The organism is Microbispora sp. NPDC046973 (assembly GCF_040644495.1).
GTDB lineage: Bacteria > Actinomycetota > Actinomycetes > Streptosporangiales > Streptosporangiaceae > Microbispora.
The window spans coordinates 35,985-50,587 of sequence record NZ_JBEYWQ010000011.1; the positions used below are offsets into that span (position 1 = coordinate 35,985).

General features: G+C 71.8%; 14 protein-coding genes. 6 read left to right on the forward strand and 8 right to left on the reverse strand.

The window, feature by feature from the left end:
* Positions 1 to 52 precede the first annotated feature (52 nt).
* Complete coding sequence (locus ABZ860_RS21090) at positions 53 to 682, reverse strand: TetR family transcriptional regulator (RefSeq protein WP_357222532.1); 630 nt, start codon at positions 680 to 682, stop codon at positions 53 to 55.
* 72 nt (positions 683 to 754) lie between these two features.
* On the opposite strand from ABZ860_RS21090, the gene ABZ860_RS21095 reads away from it, so the two are divergent.
* Together ABZ860_RS21095 and ABZ860_RS21100 are read left to right on the forward strand one after the other, a co-directional pair.
* Positions 755 to 2,320, forward strand: coding sequence for an FAD-dependent oxidoreductase (locus ABZ860_RS21095; RefSeq protein ID WP_357222534.1), 1,566 nt, complete (start codon positions 755 to 757; stop codon positions 2,318 to 2,320).
* A 182-nt stretch (positions 2,321 to 2,502) separates the two neighbouring features.
* On the forward strand, positions 2,503 to 3,159 hold the full coding sequence (locus tag ABZ860_RS21100) for a GNAT family protein (RefSeq protein WP_357222536.1): 657 nt from the start codon (positions 2,503 to 2,505) through the stop codon (positions 3,157 to 3,159).
* 90 nt (positions 3,160 to 3,249) lie between these two features.
* On the opposite strand, the gene ABZ860_RS21105 is transcribed toward ABZ860_RS21100, so the two are convergent.
* A complete protein-coding gene (locus ABZ860_RS21105) occupies positions 3,250 to 3,783 on the reverse strand; it encodes a hypothetical protein (RefSeq protein WP_357222538.1) in 534 nt (177 codons plus the stop codon).
* A gap of 226 nt (positions 3,784 to 4,009) precedes the next feature.
* Here ABZ860_RS21105 and ABZ860_RS21110 point away from each other — a divergent pair, with 226 nt between their 5' ends.
* The gene (locus tag ABZ860_RS21110; RefSeq protein WP_357222540.1) at positions 4,010 to 6,994 is read left to right on the forward strand and encodes a BTAD domain-containing putative transcriptional regulator; all 2,985 of its coding nucleotides are present in this window, start codon (positions 4,010 to 4,012) and stop codon (positions 6,992 to 6,994) included.
* A 255-nt stretch (positions 6,995 to 7,249) separates the two neighbouring features.
* Here ABZ860_RS21110 and ABZ860_RS21115 read toward each other — a convergent pair whose 3' ends face one another.
* From ABZ860_RS21115 to ABZ860_RS21125, 3 genes are read right to left on the reverse strand one after another with little or no spacing between them, the layout of a single operon-like run.
* Positions 7,250 to 8,719 (reverse strand): methyltransferase, encoded by a 1,470-nt coding sequence (locus ABZ860_RS21115; RefSeq protein WP_357222541.1) that lies wholly within the window; start codon positions 8,717 to 8,719, stop codon positions 7,250 to 7,252.
* A gap of 20 nt (positions 8,720 to 8,739) precedes the next feature.
* A complete protein-coding gene (locus tag ABZ860_RS21120) occupies positions 8,740 to 9,330 on the reverse strand; it encodes a TetR/AcrR family transcriptional regulator (protein WP_357222543.1) in 591 nt (196 codons plus the stop codon).
* The gene (locus ABZ860_RS21125) at positions 9,327 to 9,845 is read right to left on the reverse strand and encodes a GNAT family N-acetyltransferase (RefSeq protein WP_357222545.1); all 519 of its coding nucleotides are present in this window, start codon (positions 9,843 to 9,845) and stop codon (positions 9,327 to 9,329) included. Before ABZ860_RS21125 ends, ABZ860_RS21120 begins: the two co-directional genes overlap by 4 nt.
* 80 nt (positions 9,846 to 9,925) lie before the next feature.
* Here ABZ860_RS21125 and ABZ860_RS21130 point away from each other — a divergent pair, with 80 nt between their 5' ends.
* The 3 genes from ABZ860_RS21130 to ABZ860_RS21140 all read left to right on the forward strand — a co-directional run bounded on the left by ABZ860_RS21130 (position 9,926) and on the right by ABZ860_RS21140 (position 12,482).
* A complete protein-coding gene (locus ABZ860_RS21130) occupies positions 9,926 to 10,393 on the forward strand; it encodes a helix-turn-helix domain-containing protein (protein ID WP_357222547.1) in 468 nt (155 codons plus the stop codon).
* Between the two features lie 37 nt (positions 10,394 to 10,430).
* Positions 10,431 to 11,216 (forward strand): SURF1 family protein, encoded by a 786-nt coding sequence (locus tag ABZ860_RS21135; protein ID WP_357222549.1) that lies wholly within the window; start codon positions 10,431 to 10,433, stop codon positions 11,214 to 11,216.
* Between the two features lie 69 nt (positions 11,217 to 11,285).
* Complete coding sequence (locus ABZ860_RS21140) at positions 11,286 to 12,482, forward strand: amidohydrolase family protein (protein ID WP_357222551.1); 1,197 nt, start codon at positions 11,286 to 11,288, stop codon at positions 12,480 to 12,482.
* On the opposite strand, the gene ABZ860_RS21145 is transcribed toward ABZ860_RS21140, so the two are convergent.
* The 3 genes from ABZ860_RS21145 to ABZ860_RS21155 form a co-directional block, all read right to left on the reverse strand.
* A complete protein-coding gene (locus tag ABZ860_RS21145) occupies positions 12,479 to 12,844 on the reverse strand; it encodes a YkvA family protein (protein ID WP_357222552.1) in 366 nt (121 codons plus the stop codon). The two genes, ABZ860_RS21140 and ABZ860_RS21145, sit on opposite strands and share 4 nt — an antisense overlap.
* Before the next feature lie 73 nt (positions 12,845 to 12,917).
* The gene (locus tag ABZ860_RS21150) at positions 12,918 to 13,859 is read right to left on the reverse strand and encodes an LLM class F420-dependent oxidoreductase (RefSeq protein ID WP_357222989.1); all 942 of its coding nucleotides are present in this window, start codon (positions 13,857 to 13,859) and stop codon (positions 12,918 to 12,920) included.
* A gap of 74 nt (positions 13,860 to 13,933) precedes the next feature.
* Positions 13,934 to 14,581: a TetR family transcriptional regulator gene (locus ABZ860_RS21155; RefSeq protein ID WP_357222554.1), complete on the reverse strand. Its 648-nt coding sequence runs from the start codon at positions 14,579 to 14,581 to the stop codon at positions 13,934 to 13,936.
* Positions 14,582 to 14,603: the final 22 nt, after the last annotated feature.

The window sequence follows — 14,603 nt, forward strand, 5'->3', positions numbered from 1 at the left end:
TGGAGCGGCAGGTCAGCCCGAAAAAGGGTGCAGTCAGCGCCGAAGGAGGCACTCAGAAAGCGGCGACAGCGCTTTCGACGGCGTGCAGGGCGCGGTCGAGCAAGGTGATGCGGTCGGCGAGCACGTCCTGCATGGGATCACCGGCACGGATCCTGTCGATGCTGGTGAGGTATACGGCGCGGTAGGCGGCGACCACCAGGGCGGCCGCGAGCCTCGGGGCCGGCTCGGCGGGGTCGGTCCCGGCCGCCTCGGCGAACAGGCCGGCGAGCACGCCCTCGAACTCCTCGACCAGTTCCCTCGCCCGGCCCCTGAGCGCGGGCGAGTCCTGGACCACCCGCCAGAACACCTCATATCCGGGGCCGATCCCGCCGAGCGGGTGACCTTCCCTGAGCATGCCGAGGAACAGCCGGCGCAGCGCGGCGAGAGGGCTCTCCCCCTCGGCGCGCTCCCGTACGGCCCGGGTGGCCAGCTCGACCGCCTCGGGGTAGCGGTCGAGGAACAGGTCCTCCTTGCGCGGGAAGTAGTTGAAGACGGTCTTGGTCGAGACTCCGGCCGCCTCGGCGACCTCGGCGACCGTGACGTTGTCGAACCCGCGCTGCATGAACAGGCCCGAGGCCACGTCTGAGATGAGCGAGCGGGTCTGCCGCTTCTTCCGCTCCCGCAGCCCCAATGTCTCCGTCACCCGCCTAACTCTAGTTGCTAAAAACTTATATCGACAGTAAGTTTATAGCAACGGTAACTACGGGGAGGGCGAATGTCGTACGACGTCGTTGTGGCCGGCGGAGGACCGGTGGGCCTGATGCTGGCCTGCGAGCTGCGGCTGGGCGGTGCGTCGGTCGTGGTGCTCGAACGGCTGACCGGGATCGACCCGACGATCAAAGCGGGCTCGCTCAACACGCCCAGCGTGGAGGCGCTCTACCGGCGGGGCCTGCTGCCCGCGCTGAAGGAGGTGCAGGAGCGATCGATGGAACTCATGAAGGCCTTCATGCGCAAGCAGGCCCCCGCGGAAGGGCCGCGCCGGACTCCGCCCAGGTTCGCCGGCCACTTCGCCGGGATGATGCTGAGCGCCGAACGGCTGGACGCCGACGACCCTGAGCTGTCCGGCCGGGGACCGGCCGCCGAGATCGGCCTGGTGCCCCAGCAGCAGCTCGAGCAGATCCTCGCCGAACGCGCGGCCGAGCTGGGGGTCGAGGTGCGGCGCGGTGTGGAGGTGACCGGCTTCGCCGACGACGGCGAGCAGGTCACGGTCACCACGACCGGAGGCCCCGTGCACGGCCGCTGGCTGGTGGGCTGCGACGGAGGCAGGAGCACGGTGCGCAAGCTGGCCGGCTTCGAGTTCCCCGGGACGGACCCGGAGATCACCGCCTACCAGGCCATCGCGGAGATGGAGGGCGCCGAACACCTCGGCGTGGGCTGGCAGGCCACCCCGACCGGGATCTACTCCCATGGGCCGGTGCCGGGGCGCATCCTCGTCGCGCGCTTCGACGGGGGCGCGCCCGGCAGAAGCGACAAGACCACACCGGTGACGACGGAGGAACTGCAGGACGCGGTCAGGTACGTCACGGGGGCCGATGTGGTCGTCAAGGAGATCAAATCGGTCACCCGGTTCACGGACAACGCTCGGCAGGCGACGACCTACCGGCTCGGCCGGGTGCTGCTGGCCGGCGACGCCGCGCACGTCCACTCACCGTTCGGCGGGCAGGGGCTGAACCTGGGGCTGGGCGACGCCGTGAACCTCGGCTGGAAGCTCGCGGCGGTCGTACGAGGGCAGGCGCCGGAAGGGCTCCTCGACACCTACACCCGGGAGCGGCACCCGATCGGCGCCTGGGTGCTCGACTGGACCCGCGCCCAGATCGCCCTGATGCGCCCCGACGCCCACGCTCGTGCGGCGCGGGCGGTGGTCTCCGACCTGATCGAGACGGTCAGCGGCACCACCTACTTCGTGAAGAAGATCTCCGGCGTCTGGCAGCGGTACGAAATGCCCGGCGGCAGCGGGCATCCCCTGGTGGGACGCAGCGCGCCCGACTACGAGTTCGAGGACGGCTCACGGCTCGCCGACCACCTCCACGACGGCCGCGGCCTGCTCGTCCGCCAGGGCGGATCCGGACTCGTCGGCGCGGCGGTGGACGGCTACGGAGACCGGATCGCCACCGTCACGGCGGCGATACGCGACCCGCACGCTCCCGGGGCGATGCTCGTCCGCCCGGACGGCGTCGTCGCGTGGGCGCAGGGCCCTCACGACCTCGATGCCGAGGGGTTCGCGGACGCGCTGGAGACCTGGTTCGGCACGCCCGCGGACGTCCCCGCCGCCCTCGGCTGAACCGTTCGCCGGGCGACGTGGATCTTTGGCCAAATCTTTACCTGCGCCGCCCGCCGCGCACGACCCGAATCAGGGCTCTGACCTGCGGTTTCTCCTCCGGGCACACCCCTTAACCAACACCCCGCCAAGATGTCTCGTGTCATTTGGTATCACCTGTGGTCAGCAGCCCCCATCATGTGCTCATGCCCGCTTTTGTCACCCTGTCCGGGCGCTCCGTGCGCCTGGAACCGCTCAGCCTCGCGGTGCTCGACGACCTCGTCGCCGCGGCGAGTGAAGACCGTTCGACGTACGCCTTCACTCGCGTTCCCGCTGGCCGGGATGAGATGGTCTCCTACGTGGAGGCCGCCTTGGCTGAGCAGGCGGAGGGCCGCACGCTGCCCTTCGCCATCCGGTGGCTGCACACCGACCGCGTGGTCGGTGCCACCCGTCTGATGAACCTGGAGTACTGGCAGGGCCCGATGCCCTGGCCGCCGGGGACGAAGGGCGCGGTGGGCGAGGTCCCGTCCGTCGCGGACATCGGGTACACCTGGCTCGCCGCGTCGGCCCAGGGCACCGGTGTCAACCGGGAGAGCAAGTATCTGATGCTCTCCCTGGCCTTCGAGACCTGGCAGGTTCACCGGATCACCCTCAAGGCAGACGTACGCAACACCCGATCCCGGGTCGCCATCGAGGCCCTCGGCGCGCACTTGGACGGTGTGCGACGAGCGGACAGCCGAGGCGCCGACGACACGGTCCGAGATACCGCCTACTACTCGATCCTGAGTCCCGAGTGGCCCGCCGTACGCGATCGCCTGCGCGTGAGGCTGGGCCTTCTGGAAACGGCGTCGGAAGCAGCGTGATCAGTCCATAAGGATCAGCCCATAGAGAAAGCGGCCCGTCCCGGAAGGGACGGGCCGCGTCATGCGGGGGTGCCGGGAGAGGGACGGTCGTCAGGCGTCGTAGCCGAAGTCGTCCTCGTAGGCGTTGTAGATGTCGTGCCAGGAGCCGCACTTGACGGGGTAGCTGCTGTACAGACCGATCTGGCAGACCTTCGCCTGCACCTGGGCGACGTCGTAGCGCCAGAAGTTGATCTGCTTGTAGCCGCCGGCGCCGCAGTACTTGTACGACTTGACGGTGGAGGACCAGTCGTCCTCATCGTCGTCCCAGGACGACACGCGGAACTTGATGTACGCGCACTTGCCGCCCTCGCCGTAGGTGCGGTTGTCGTTGTCGTACAGCTTGCCGGTGACGTGGACCCGGTTCGACTCCTCGTCGTCGTAGTTCACGTCGACGTAGCCCCTGGCCTTGGCGAGGTGGTTGGACGACCAGTAGGTGCCCCACCAGCCGTCGTAGTCCCAGTCGTCGTGGTGGGGGGCGGAGGCGGCGGAGGAGGGGGCGGCGTTGGCGGCGGTCGCGAGGGCCGGCAGCCCGAGGGCGGCGACTGCGGTGGCGGCGGCGAGACCGAGGGTGATGGAGCGTCGCATTTCGGTTCTCCTGTTCGAGGACGATCCCCCGATGCGGGGTGCTGTCGGGGTTGCACCTCAGTGATAGGCCCGCCCGCCTGCAACCTGCTTTCAGCGCTCTCACCGTGGTTTGCAGGCTGCTTTCAAGCACCTGAACGCACACTGAACCGGCACGCTCGGTCCTACTGCCGCAGCGAGACACGATCTATCATTTGGTAGGAAAACTTGCCATTGGGAGACAGGTCACATGCCTGATCACGCCGCCGCGGACGGCCTGCGCTTTGCCGTGCTGGGACCCGTCCTGGCGTGGTGTGACGGCGTCGAGCTCGACCTCGGCACGCCCTTGCAACGCTCCATTCTCGCGATGCTCCTGCTCAGGCAGGGGCACGCGGTCACGCCGGACGAGATGATCGACGGCGTGTGGGGCGAGGACGCGCCGCCGCGCGCGCTCGGCGCGCTGCGCACCTACGTCTCCCGCCTGCGCACGGTCCTGGAGCCGGACCGTTCCCCGAGGACCCCGCCGCGGCTGCTGACCTCCGTCGGCCGAGGGTATGCGCTGCGGCTCGATCCCGCCCGCTTCGACCTCGCCGTCTTCGAGCGCGAGTGCACGGCCGCCGAGTCCGACCGCCGTACGGGCCGGGCCGGGGAGGCCGCCCGGCGGCTGCGCGAGGCCCTGCGCCTGTGGTCGGGCGAGCCGCTGGCCGGCGCGGTCGGCCCGTACGCCGAGCACCAGCGCGACCGGCTGGCCGAGCGCCGGATGGGCGCGGTCGAGACGCTCATGGAGCTCGACCTGGAGCTGGGCCGGCACGCGGAGATCGTCTCGGAGCTGGTCGCGCTCGCCGCCGAACACCCGCTGCGCGAGCGGTTGCGCGCCCAGCTCATGCTGGCCTACTACCGGTGCGGCAGGCAGGCCGAGGCGCTGTCGGTCTTCACCGAGACCCGGCAGGCGCTGGTGGAGGAGCTCGGCATCGAGCCCGGGGCCGAGCTGGCCGACCTGCACCGGCGGATCCTCGCCGCCGACCCCTCCCTCGCCCCCACACCCCCTCCCGTACGGCTCTCGCCTCAGGACGTCCGCGATGACGCCGCGACGGCCGAGACCGGCCCCGCGATCGAGATGCCGAGACCGGCGCAGCTCCCGGCCGCCGTGCCGGACTTCACCGGACGCGCCGGCCTGGTGCGGAGACTGCTCGCGCTGCTCCGCGGAGAGGGGGCGGGAGAGGGCGTGCCGATCGCGGCGATGTCGGGCATCGGCGGCGTGGGCAAGACGACCCTGGCCGTCCACGTGGCCCACCTCGCCGACGACCTGTTCCCCGACGGGCAGCTCTACGCCGACCTGCGGGGATACGGCGCCGAGCCCACCGCGCCCGAGACGGCGCTGGTCGCGTTCCTGCGCGCTCTCGGCATCCCGATGGACGTGATCCCCGACGGCCTGGCCGAGCGCTCCGCGCTGTTCCGCTCGCTGCTCGCCGACCGCAGGATGCTGGTGCTGCTCGACAACGCCCGCGACGCCGAGCAGGTCGAGCACCTGCTGCCCGGCTCGGCAGGCTGCGCCGCGATCATCACCAGCCGGGGCAAACTGGCCGACCTGCCGGCGGCCCGGCTCGTCGACCTCGACGTGATGGAGCCCGAGGAGGCGCTGTCGCTGTTCGCGGCGGTCGCGGGACCCGAGAGGGTGGCCGCGGAACGGGCCGCCGCCATGGACGTGGTCGCCGCCTGCGGCTTCCTGCCGCTGGCCGTGCGGATCGTCGCGGCCAGGCTCGCCTCCCGCCCGTCGTGGACGGTGGCCTCGCTCGTCCCCCGGCTCGCCGACGAGCGCCGCCGCCTCGACGAGATGAAGATCGGAAATCTGGCGGTCTCGGCCACGTTCGCCCTCGGGTACGGCCAGCTCGACGCCCGGCAGGCGCGGGCGTTCCGGCTGCTGTCGCTGCCGGCGGGCTCGGGCATCTCGGTCTTCGCGGCGGCGGCCGTGCTCGACCTCACCCCGGCCGAGGCCGAGGACGTGATCGAGTCGCTGGTCGACGCCAGCCTGCTGGAGGCGCCCGCGCCCGGTCGCTACCGCTTCCACGACCTGCTCAAGCTGTTCGCCCGGCGGCAGGCGGAGGACGCCGAGGAGCCCGCGGCCCGCGCGCTCGCCCTGCGGCGGCTGCTGGGCTTCTACCTGGCGTCGGCGGGCGCGGCCCACCGGCTGGCGTACGAGGGCAGCGCGATCGCCGACAACCTCACCGGCTTGGGCACGCTCGGCCACGCCTTCTCCTCGGCGGACGAGGCCGTGGCCTGGTTGTCCGCAGAGGCCGAGGACATGTTCGGGGCCGTGGCCCAGGCGTATGAGTCGGACGGAGACCTGCTCGCGGCGGCCGATCTGCTGCTGGCGATGGAGCCGCTACTGGAGTCGGGCACCAACCAGCGCGAGTTCGAGCAGCGCACCTCGGCCCTGCTGGCGGCGACGCGCCGGGCGGGTGAGCGGCGCGGCGAGTTGCGCTGCCGCTACGTGCTGGGCCGGGTGCTGTTCGGCGCGAACCGGCTGGCCGAGGCCCAGGCCCATTTCCTCGCCGCGCGGACGCTGGGCGAGGAGACCGGCGACCACATCGTGCTGGGCGAGACGTGCAACGCGCTGGCGGTCGTCGCCGGCCGGCGGCGCCGCCACACCGAGGCGCTCGAATGGTTCGACCGGGCGACGGCGGTCCACAGGGAGACGGGCAACCCCGCGGGCGAGGCGCTGGCGTCGTGCTACTCGGCCCGCGACCACCTGGGCCTCGGGCGGCCGGACGACGCCATCGCCGCCGCCGAGCGCGGGCTGGCGGTCTTCTCCGAGATCGGCAGCGGCGCGGGGGTGGCCCGCGCCCGCTACCACCTCGGCAACGTGCTGTCGTATGTCGGGCGGCTCAACGAGGCCGTCGTCCACCACGCCGAGTGCCTGGCCTTCTTCCGCGCGAGCAACCAGCGGGTCTGGGAGCAGCGGGTCTGCTACCGGCTCGCCGCCACCTTCATCGCCGCCGGACGGTTCGCCGAGGCCGCCCGGCACGCCGAGCAGGCGCTGACCGTGAGCCGCGAGATCACCCACCCGTACGGCGAGGCGCAGTCACTGGCCGCCCTCGGCAAGGCCCTCGCGGGCCTCGGGGAGACCGGCCGGGGCAGGGACGCCCTGGTCAAGGCCCTCGACATCTTCACCCGGCTCGGCTCGCCCGAGGCCGACGACATCCGTACGCTCCTGCGCGAACAGGTCGAGACCTGACTCGAGTCGCAGGTCGTCGTCGAGCCGGCTCATCCGGACGTGGTTGATCACATCGATCACCGATCTTCGCGTGCGAGGGCTGGAACCGCCCGGCCGGCCGCCCGTCGCCAATGGGGCGCGCAGGGGCCCGGATCCTTCCGGTGCGCCCCGTGGCGACTCGCCGCCTCACGTTGACGACCGGCCGGGCTTCTGCGCGGGCTCCGAACCCCCCCGAAGCCCGCAGGACCACTGTCGCGCGGGCCGTTCAAACTCCGATCAACAGGGGTTTGCAACCGTCAGGAAGCCCTCGGCGATCAGCGGACGCAGTGCCGCGGGGGCGTCGCGGAGCACCGCGGCCGGGTCCTCACCGGTCAGCTCGGCGATCGCGGCGAGCAGCGGGCGCGTGGGCAGATCACCGTCGCACACCCCCGCCAGGGCCGCCTCCACCGTCCCCACGGCGGCCGTACGGCGCGCGCCCCGGGTCTGCCGCAGGACGATGCGGGAGGGGTCGTCGGCGCCGGGCGGGCCGACGCGCTCCTCCACGACGCCCTCGGCCACCTTCAGCCGCGCGTCGAGCAGGTCCTCGTCGGACAGTTCGTGGGCGGTGCGCGCCGCGCGCAGGACCTCCTCGACCAGCGCGCCGGACGGGGGCTCGACCGGCTGCGTCATCTCCTCCACCCGCACGAGCGGGCTCAGCGAGCCGGAGTCGTGCAGGGCGATCCAGCCGAAGCCGACACCGGTCACGTCCATCGACTCGAACCAGCCGAGCCACTCGTCGTAGCGCTCCCGGTAGGCCGACGTGCCGTGTTCCGCGGAGTCCCGCAGCCACAGCTCGACGTACTCGGCCGGGTCCTGCACGTCGCGCTGCACGGCCCAGCCGTCGCAGCCGGTCTCGGCGAGCCAGCCGCCCACTCTGTCCTGCCAGTCCTCGCCCTTGACGTGCAGCCAGTTGGCGAGGAAGCGCGCCTGGCCGCCCTGGGCGAGGTGCCGGGGCGTGCGCCGTACGAGGTCGCGGCAGAACTCGTCGCCGCGCCGCCCGGCCTCCCGGTAGGTGTACCTGGCCTCGGGCGCGATGACGAACGGCGGATTGGACACCACGAGGTCGAACCGCTCGCCGTCCACCGGGTCGTACATCGAGCCCTCGCGCGCCTCGGCGCCGGTCACGCCGGACAGGCCCCAGCTGAGGCGGGCCAGCCGCAGGGCCCTGCGGTTCACGTCGGTCGCGACGACGTGCTCCGCCCTGGGCGCCAGGTGCAGCACCTGCACGCCGCAGCCGGTGCCGAGGTCGAGCGCCCGGCCGACCGGGGCGGTCCAGCCGAGCTGGGCGAGGTTGGCCGAGGCGCCGCCCGCCCCCACCACGTGGTCGGGCCGCAGGGAGGGGTCGCCGGGCCGCACCTTGCGGTCGGACACCACGTACGCCGGGTCGCCCGTCCCGGTGTCCCAGGGCTGGAGGTGCACGGTGGCCTGTACGGAGTCGCCCAGGCGCACCAGCAGCCCGGCCTCGATGAGGTCCTGCACCGGGAGGTCGGCGGCGGCCATGCTGACCGGGGCGCCCAGCCACCACAGGCGGATCAGCGTGGCGAGGGGGTCGGCGTCCCTGGTGGCGCGCAGCGCGGGCACGACCTCCTCACGGGCCAGTGCGGAGGCGGCCATGTCGCCCAGCCGCTCACGCACGCCGTCGATCGTGTATCCGGTCTCCACGAATCTGTCGCGAAGCCGCCGGACCAGGTCAGAAGGGGCGTCCACGCATCGAATCTATCGCGGGGCTAGGGCATCTTGAGGCTGTTCCAGGCGGCCTCGCCCAGCTCGCGGATCTCCTCCTCGGTGGGCTGGTGGGCACCGCTGAACCACAGGCGGCACATCTCCTGCGCCGGGCCGAGCCACAGCACGTAGCACATGGTGGCGGGGACGGGACGGAGCACGCCGTCCTTCATGTGCGGCCGCCACCAGTCGGCGACCTGCCGGAAGAACTCCCGCCTCGACTCGGCGACCTCCGGCCCGCCGGGCTCGTTGCGCCGGGGCGGGCGCTCGCTGATCAGCAGGCGGGCGCGCTCGGGGTGCTCGCCGCACCAGGCCATGTGCATCGCGACGATGGCCTCGATGCCGGCGCGGGCGTCCTCGTGGCGGACGAGCTCACCCACGAAGGCGTCCTGGTACATCTCCAGGATCTCGGCGTAGAGCACGCCGAAGACGTGTTCCTTGCTCGTGAAGTGGTGATAGAAGCTGCCGACGCTGACGCCGCTCTCCTGCCGAAGGCTGGCCAGGGTCGTGGCCGACACCCCGCTCTGGCTGAACCTGCGCAGGGCGCCCTCGATGATCCTGGCCCTGCCGTCTCGCCCGCTCTTCGCGTTCTTCACATAGTCAATGGTGAACCAACAGAACCTTGTTCTGCAAATGCGAGGTCGGCTTTGATCTCGACGGATGTGCCCTGAGTGTCGATTGTGGCAGAGGGCCAGGCCCTGCGCACCATGGACAGGACCCGCCGGTTCTCGGTCATGACGTCCATGCCGACGACGACCGCGCCGCGTACGGACGCCCGCCGCAGGAGGGTGCGCACGAGCCGCGAGCCCACACCGAGGTTCTGCCACCGATCGTCCACCACGACCGCGATCTCCGCCTCGCCCTCTGCCAGGTGACTCATGGCGTGCCCGATCACGGCGTCGCCGTGCAGCGCGAGCAGCGCGTCCCGCCTGTCGTCGCGCGCGACCATGGCGCGGATCAGGCTCGCGCTGGGCCGGCCCGGGCCGACGAAGAAGCGGTTCGTCAGCGTGGCCCGCGACAGGCCCTCCACGAAGAGCCGCACCCGCTCCTCGTCGTCGCCCGGACGCGCGGCACGGATGTCCACAAGGGGCCTCGCCTGAGTTCCCAACATGGACTCAGCTTCTCCGGGACGTGCTGAGTCTGTCAAGTAGACTTAGATGCTGGGAGGAGGTTGTGGTTACGATGCGCGACATGCGGCGTTATCGGGTGGACAACTGCTCCATCGAGCGAACCCTCGCCGTGCTCGGCGAGAAGTGGACGTTCCTGGTGCTCCGGGAGGCGTTCAACGGCGTCCGGCGGTTCGCCGACCTTCAGACGCGCACCGGCGCCCCCCGGCAGGTGCTGAGCGCGCGGCTGTCCCGGCTCGTCGACGAGGGCCTGCTGCGCAAGGTGCCCTACCAGGAGCCCGGCCAGCGCCAGCGCGACGAGTACCGGCTCACCCAGAAGGGCCTCGACCTCTACCCGATCATGATCGCGCTCATGCACTGGGGCGACCGCTATCTGGCCGATCCCGAGGGGCCGCCGGTCGTGGTGACCCACCGCGACTGCGGCGCACCCGTCGCGCTGCACCTGACGTGCGAGGAGGGCCACGAGATCGACGGCCCGCGCGAGGTGACCCCCCGCCCCGGCCCCGGCGCCCGCCTCGGCACCCCAGCCTGAAATCCATACCACCCCGGTGGCTGCCTAGGCTGGTGGCGTGTACCGGTTCCTCCTCTCGCGCCGCTGGGTCGGCCTGCACCTGCTCGTGCTCGTGCTGATCCCCGCCTTCTTCTTCCTGGGGAAGTGGCAGTGGGGGCGGTTCGAGGAGCGGTCGGCCACCAGCGCCATGATCACCGCCAACCTCGCCGCCGCGCCCGTGCCGCTCGACCGGCTGGACCGGCCCGGCGCGACCGTGCCGGAGAAGGACAGGTATCGCCTCGTCACCGCCACCGGACGGTACGACCCCGCCCACGAGCTCGTGGTGCGCAGGCGCACCCTCAACAGCCGCGTCGGGTTCTACGTGATCACCCCGCTCGTCACGCCGCAGGGCGCCGTGCTGGTGAACCGGGGCTGGGTCCCGGCCGGGGCGACCGCCGACACCCCGCCGCAGGTGCCAGCGCCGCCCACGGGAGAGGTGACGGTCACCGGACGCCTCCGCCCTGCCGAGACGCAGGACAACACCGGCATCAGGAACCGGTCCGGGCTGCCGTCCGGCCAGATCTTGCTGATCGACACGCCCCGGATCGCGAAGGGCCTGCCGTACACGGTCTTCGGCGGGTTCGTGGAGCTCACCGCGCAGCAGCCGCAGGGCCGTCCCGCGCCCGAACTCCTGCCCCCGCCCGACGTGGGCGCCGGAGGCGGGCTCAACCTGGCGTACGCCGTCCAGTGGTGGCTGTTCATCGGGATCGCGGTGGGCGGCTGGGTGCTGCTGGTGCGCCGGGAGGCCCGTGACCTCCGGACGGAGCAGGGGTCACAGGGTGTGACCGTACGCGCCGCAAGGTGAGCGAACGGATACCAACCGGAGACCTCGCAGCTTGTACCGTGTTATCCCTTGGCCCTACCGTTTACTACCGTGACTACGCCGCTGCATCCCGACCCAGAGCCGAGGCGGCGGGACTACGTGATCATCTCGGTCGATGATCATCTGATCGAGCCGGCCGATCTCTTCGAGGACCGCCTCCCGGAGAAGTACAAGGACCTCGCGCCCAAGGTCGTGGAGACCGACTCGGGCCACCAGGTCTGGCGGTACGGCGGCGCCACCTATCCCTGCGCCGGGCTGGACGTGGGCGCGGGCCTGCCCAAGGAACAGTGGACGCTCGACCCCGTCCGTTTCGAGGACATGCGGCCCGGCTGCTACGACATCGAGGCCCGGATCGGCGACATGGACCGGGCCGGGATCTGGGCGGCGTTGTGCTTCCCCGGCATGCTGGCGAGCCAGGCGGGGGTGGCGTTCGGCCGCACCCGCGACCAGGACCTCGGGCTCGCGCTCGTACGGGCCTGGAACGACTGGCACGTCGACGTGTGGGCCGGCACCTACCCCGAGCGCATGATCGCGCTCCAGCTTCCCTGGCTCCCCGACCCCGAGATCGCGGCGAAGGAGATCAGGGCCAACGCGTCACGCGGTTTCAAGGCCGTCGTGTTCCCCGAGTTCCCCACCCGGCTGCGGCTGCCGTCCATCCACAGCCGCCACTGGGATCCGTTCTTCGCCGCCTGCGAGGAGACCGGGACGGTCGTGTGCCTGCACACCGGCGCGTCCTCCTGGGCGCCGGTGCCCTCGCCCGACACCCCGGTCGAGGCGATCACCACGCTGATCCCGGCGAGCGCGATGTTCGCCTGCGCCGACTGGCTGTGGTCGGGGGTGGCGCTGCGCTTCCCCAAACTGCGCATCCTCATCGTGGAGGGCGGCGTCGGATGGCTGCCGATGCTGGCCGAGCGGGCCGACTACGCGCTCGATCACCCCGTGGCCGGGGAGCCGAGCTGGGAGGGCGGCCTCAAGCCCAGCGAGGTGCTGCGGCGCAACTTCTTCTTCGGCACGCTCGACGACAGCGCGCTGAGCTCGGTGCGGCTCGCCGTGGGTATGGAGCGTGTGCTGCTCGAGGCCGGCTACCCCCGCGCGGAGTCCACGTGGCCCGACACCCAGCGCGATGTGGCCCGCAACCTCGGCAGCCTGCCGCCCGCCGACATCGCGAGGGTCTCGTACGGCAACGCCGCCCGCCTGTTCGGCCACCCGCTGCCCTCGCGGGCCTGGCTGCGGCAGGAGCAGCTCTAACGCCGGCCCTTGCCGATGTGAGAGGGCACGGTGTGGGCGGGCCTGCGGCCGTGCTCCCACTCGACGAACTGGCCGCTCTCGCCGAGCAGCGCGGTCGCCATCCACAGGAACACGCCGAAGTCGTCGACCACGCCCAGGCCGAGGAGGAAGTCGGGGACCACGTCGATGGGCGACACGATGTAGGCCACGGCCATGCCGAGCATGGCGAGCTTGCCCTTGGTCAGGCCCGGGTAGTCGCCCTTCACCGCGGCGCGGAGCATCCGGGGCACGGCCCGCAGCCGGGCCCCGAGTCCCGGCGAGCCGGGCTTGGAGACCTCGCGGTAGGCGCGCCAGGTGGCCGCCGCACGTCCTGCCTTCACCATGAGGACACCTCCAGGGGGTCACCTCTGCCCGCTTTGCCCTCTGGTTAACGTACGGCGGCGTCCGGCCGGTTCCTCAGGCGCCGGGCGCGAGCGCCCGTACGGTGTCCGCGAGCGGCAGGTCGCCGCCCGGCAGCGGGGCCAGCACCGGCGTGTCCAGCCCGGCGGCCACGTACTCCCGCACCCGGGCCCGGCAGGTCGCCGCGTCGCCGTGCACGACGAGATCGTCCACCACCTCGTCGGGGATCGCTTTGAGCGCGGCCTTCCGGTCCCCGGCCGCCCAGGCCTCCCGCATGGGCCGCAGCAGCTCTCCCCGGCCCAGCCACTCGTGGAACGCCGCGTACACCGGCACGGTGAGATAGGCGGCCAGCAGCCGGCGGCCGATCTCGCGCGCCTTCGCCGCGTCCTCGGTCACCACGACGAACAGCCGCGCGATCAGCTCGGTCTCCGGTCCCAGCTCGCCCCTGACCTTCCGTACGTCCCCGGGCGACAGCCAGTTGGTGATCGCGCCGTCGGCCTCGCGGGCGGCCAGGCGGAGCATCCCCGGCCGCAGCGCGGCGAGCACGATCTTCGGCGGCGTCGCGGGGGCCTTCTCCAGCCGGAAGCCCTTCACGGTGAAGGTCTCGTAGCTCTCGCCGACCTTCTCCCCGGCCAGCGCCGCCCGCAGGAAGCGCAGGGTGTCGCGGACCCGCGCGTACGGCTTGTCGAACTCGCCGGCGTTCCAGTTGCCCACGATGACCGGGGACGACGCGCCGATGCCGAGCACGAACCTGCCGGGCGCGAGGTCCGCCAGCGTGGCCGCCGACATGGCCAGCAGGGCCGGGCCGCGGGTGTAGACGGGGACGATCGCGGTGCCCAGGCGCAGGGACGGCGCCCACTCGGCCGCCAGGGCCAGCGGGACGAACCCGTCCGTGCCGCCCACCTCGGCCGACCACGCGTCGGTGTAGCCCAGCGCGGGCAACTCCGCGACGAGCTCCTTCGACTCGACCGGCGTCTGCCCGAAGAACGGAATCGTCATGCCCCAGCGGTCCACGGCCACCCCTTCCTAGGTCTCGACCCCGACCATACCAACCGGACGGTATGGAGTCGCGGTCACGCCCGAAGTTCGTGGACCACCTCGATGACCTCCCTGGCCACGCCCTTGATCCCGGGCAGGTGCGACAGGCCGACGAGCCGGTCGACGAGCGGGACGACCCGGTCGATCAGCCGGTAGGTGCGCGCGCAGCCGGGCGAGCTGTCGTGGACCCAGAACAACACGACCCCCATCCACAGCAGCCACAGCAGCTCGGGAAGCTCCTCGCGCAGTTCGTCGTCCATACGTCCGGCCGATCCCTCGACCACCTCCCGGTAGAGCGCGATGGCCGACTCGCGGGCGGGCGCCGACTCGGCGCTGAACGGGCTCAGGGGGTTGCTGGGCTCCGCCGCGTGCTTGAAGAACTTCACCGCGAACTCGTGGTAGGGCTCGGAGATCCGCACCCATTCCCGCAGCACGCCTCCGAGCCGTCCGGCGAACGACCGCTCGGCGGCGAACACCTCACGGCACGCCGCCTCGTGCGTCTCCTGCGCCCGGTCGTAGTACGCCTGGATCAGCTGTTCCTTGGACCTGAAGTAGTAGTAGGCGTTGCCCACCGACACGCCCGCCTCCGCGGCGATGGCACGCATGGTGGTCGCCTCGTACCCCCGATCCCTGAACAGCCGGAGGGCCGTCTCGACGATCAGCTCCCGTGTACTCTCCGCCACGCTCGTCACTGTACGGCTCGGG